General features: G+C 66.4%; 5 protein-coding genes. All 5 read right to left on the bottom strand.

What is annotated here, in order from left to right; genetic code table 11:
- The coding region (locus ITP53_RS54505) for a hypothetical protein (protein WP_195903339.1) at window positions 1-337 on the bottom strand (337 nt) is incomplete at its 3' end.
- Window positions 337-942: an FG-GAP repeat domain-containing protein gene (locus ITP53_RS54500; RefSeq protein ID WP_195903338.1), complete on the bottom strand. Its 606-nt coding sequence runs from the start codon at window positions 940-942 to the stop codon at window positions 337-339. The genes ITP53_RS54500 and ITP53_RS54505, both read right to left, overlap by 1 nt.
- A 47-nt stretch (window positions 943-989) precedes the next feature.
- Window positions 990-1,880 carry a hypothetical protein gene (locus ITP53_RS54495; protein WP_195903337.1) on the bottom strand — a complete coding sequence of 297 codons (891 nt, stop codon included), beginning with the start codon at window positions 1,878-1,880 and terminating at the stop codon, window positions 990-992.
- A 73-nt stretch (window positions 1,881-1,953) separates the two neighbouring features.
- Window positions 1,954-2,550 carry a hypothetical protein gene (locus ITP53_RS54490; protein ID WP_195903336.1) on the bottom strand — a complete coding sequence of 199 codons (597 nt, stop codon included), beginning with the start codon at window positions 2,548-2,550 and terminating at the stop codon, window positions 1,954-1,956.
- A 319-nt stretch (window positions 2,551-2,869) separates the two neighbouring features.
- Window positions 2,870-3,469, bottom strand: a 600-nt coding sequence (locus ITP53_RS54485; RefSeq protein WP_207757738.1) for a hypothetical protein, incomplete at its 5' end; no start/stop codon positions are given.

Here is a 3,469-nt window from a genome sequence, read left to right as displayed (position 1 = left end):
CCTCGCCCGAGAGCCGGTAGTCGATGGAGCGCCCCGCGACGCACACCTTCGCCTCACCCTCGACGTCGACGGAGCATCGGGAACACGTCTCCGCCCGCAGATGCATCACCACCGGCCGCGTGTCGCCTCGCCCGAATGACATCTCGCCGGACCAGTACCCGGGCAGCGTGGGCCGGCCGGTCAGCGACAGTGCCCACGGGTCGAACAGCGCCTGACTCAGATACGGCAGGGTGAGGGCGACGATGACCAGGACGCCGAAGGTTACCCAGCCGACCTTTTTCGACGTCCGGCGCCTCGGGGTGGCTTCGCGGCCGGTACAGCGGGGAATCTCGCGCATCAGGTTCCCTGACACGAGAGGCGATACCCGCACCACCCGTGACCGATCTGCACGCGCGCCTGACTGCTGTAACCACGCTTGTTCTCGCCGGGATAAAGCCACATCAGACCATTGCCGTCATCAACGGCCACGATGTCCTGGTGGCCGTCGCCGTCCCAGTCCACGAATCCTTCGAGCCAGTACCCGTCCCATCCATGACCGATCTGCACGCGCGGCTGGTTACTGAAGCCACGCTTGCTTTCCCCAGGATAGAGCCACATCAGATAAGGGGAGGGGAACGTCTTGGTCCCGGCCACGAGGTCCTGGTGACCGTCACCGTCCCAGTCGGCGGCCCCGAAGACGTTGAGCCCGGTGCCGATCTGCACCCGCTGCTGGCTGCTGTAGCCGCGCTTGCTCTCGCCTGGATAGAGCCACAACAGACCGGTATTGGCGGCGTAGGCCACGATGTCCTGGTGGCCGTCGCCGTCCCAGTCGGCCGCCCCTACTGTTCTGATCTCCTCGCGGGCGCTCGCCTGGGCGGGCGTCGATAATGGCAGGGCGGTGATCGCCGCGAGGAGGACCACCGCTGCGCAAGAGCGCGCCGACAGTCGGCGGATGGATTTCATGAAGAGGTTTGCCTTTCTGTTCTTGTCGTCTCTGAGCGGGCCTGGTGTCACCGCCACACGTCCCAGACGGCGGCGTAGATGCCGTTCTCACTGTTGACCTGGGACGGGTAGAAGCCCTTGGCCTTCAGTTCGTTGAACCGTTTCTGGTAACCGGCGGCCGACATTCCGCTGTAGGAGTGCCAGCTGGTGGTGGCGAGGCTGTCGTCGGTGAACCACACGGCGGTGTAGGTGCCCCATGGGCTCACCGCGATGCTGGTGAGGCGAAAACCCGAATCGACTCGCCTTTGGAACTCGGCGTTGTACTGGGTGGGGGTCATGTCGGTGGTGAGCTTCCAGATTCTGCCCTTGGGATTGGGGTTGACCGACCAGACGGCGACGTAGAGGGGGTCGGCCGCCGAGCCGTACACATCGATCGAGGTCGGCCACATGCCCTTGGCGCGCGCACGAATGTTGCGGACGCTGAGCTGGTTCGGCCTGAGTCCGTGCCTGACCTCGAAGGCGCCGCGCGCCTTGACGAAAAGCGCCGCGAAGGTTGCACTGGCCCCACTGCCGGTCGCCGTGACGACCTTCGGCTGATAGCCATGCGCCGTGTAATGGACGAAACGCCTCTGGTACTCCTTATCCGACATGTCCTGGTGTAATGCCTGGTACGGGCCGGGAGGGATCACCCACGGACTGTCAGCCCGGCCCTTCACCCACACGGCGGCGTAGCGGGGGCCGGCGGAGACGGAGAGGGTCCCGAGCGTGAAACCCTGAGCTCTCAGGGTGGTGGAGCGCTCCGCATGCTGGGCGGAGGAGATGTCGTGGTAGGCGACGTACGCCGACTTCGCCTGTGCGCCGGCAGCCCGTGCAGGGGCCGCCTGCGCGTCGGCCACCATCGGGGTGCCGGCCGCGATCAGTACGACCAGGACGGCTGCGGTCTTGTTGAGGATGTGCATGATTCTCCTTGCAGAGGGTCGTTCTCAGGCAGTCCGTTGCCGTCCGGCCGTGGGTGCGCGTCACTGCTCGGCTTCATGCCGAACGGTGCGGGGACAGGTAGATGCGCTTCCAGGCGGGGTTGTCGGCGGTGCACTGGATCGACGGCTCGCCGGCCCGGCGTTCGGCGCACACCTTCAGCTCGACCTGGTAGACGCGGTGGTTGGTGAAGGAGAACTTCTTCGGTGTGCGATGGGCGCAGGTGCGTTCGTGGTGCCGCTTCCAGGTCACCTTGTTGCCGGCCGGGTTGACCGTGGCGATGTTGAACACCGCCCATCCGCAGGGGGATGAGGCGCGGGTGAGGTCGGAGATGGTGCCGGACACGGTCAGTGTGGCGGCGGACGGGATCACCTCGTGGTCCTCGCCGGTCGCGGTGATGGTGCCGAGTGTCTTGGCGCGCTTGGCGCCGGGCGAGTAGTACGGTCCCCAGGCCGGCGGCGCGGCGGCGGCCTGGCCTGCACGCCCGGAACCGGCATCGAGCTCATCGGAGGCGGCGACTGGCTGGGCCGCGGCGGACGCGCCGGCCGCGGCGGAGGCGGCGGAGGCGGCGGAGGCGGCGGAGGCGGGGACCGCGGCCATCGTCAGCAGCGTCGCCGCGGTGATTCCGATCAGCGCACGTGAACTGGTGTTCATCTGGTTCTCCTTGCTGCGGATCGTCAGGGGCGTGGGGGTTGATCGCGATGACGTCGAGATCGGCCGGGGTCGTCCTCACTGAGGTTCCTTACGGACCCGAGCCTGAGCCGGGTGTTCGACTCGAAGCTCGACCAGACTTTTGTGCGAACACGGCGGTTTCCCGGCCTGGCTGCCCATTGAGCAGCGAGACCATGTCGAGGTCGTGTCGCCTACTCGTCGTTCGTCGTGGTGTCGCTGCCGGGGCCGCCGTTGCAGGAGTCGGTGTCGTTCCCGCCGTTCAGTTCGTCGCCGCCGGTCCCCCGATTCAGCTCGGCAGGGCTCAATTGACGGCGGCGAGGATCTGATCGAAGGCGGGGGTGAGCTTGGCGGCGGTGGCCTTGTCGGCGTTGCCCAGGTAGACGCTCACCACTCGGTCATCGCTGCCGATGACACCCTCCACGACGGAACCGTCTCGGTCGCACACCACGGCGCCCTCGGGTGAGGCGGAGCTGCGAACCTTGCCGCCGTATTCGGTGCATGTGTCGCTGAAGTCCTTCCGGACGGCGGCGGCATCCGCCCCGGTGACGACGTCTGCCCTCATGACAAGAGGATCCGAGCCTCGCTGAGGGGCGTCCGCGGCGGTGTAGAGGCAGACCGTCGCTTTGATCGATTCGGCGGTCTCCAGAGGGTGGTCTTCCTTCTTCTCCCTCAGCTCCCAGTTCAGTGCGGTTGCTTTGGTGAGTGCCTCCGCTGTGAGCGGGCAGTCGTCCGACGACCGGTCCTGGCCCCCACCAGCTTCATTGGACGCGGTCTGTGATCCACACCCGACCAGGCATAACCCGGCGATGGCGACCACCAGAACTCTGCTCATGGAAAGACGCATTGTTACGACACCATCCTTTTCCCGTTGCGGAAATGCCGTGCGCTCTTCGTAGGAAGT

This window comes from Nonomuraea cypriaca (assembly GCF_015645445.1).
Lineage (GTDB): Bacteria > Actinomycetota > Actinomycetes > Streptosporangiales > Streptosporangiaceae > Nonomuraea > Nonomuraea cypriaca.
This window is presented reverse-complemented; position numbering and strand designations above follow the sequence as displayed.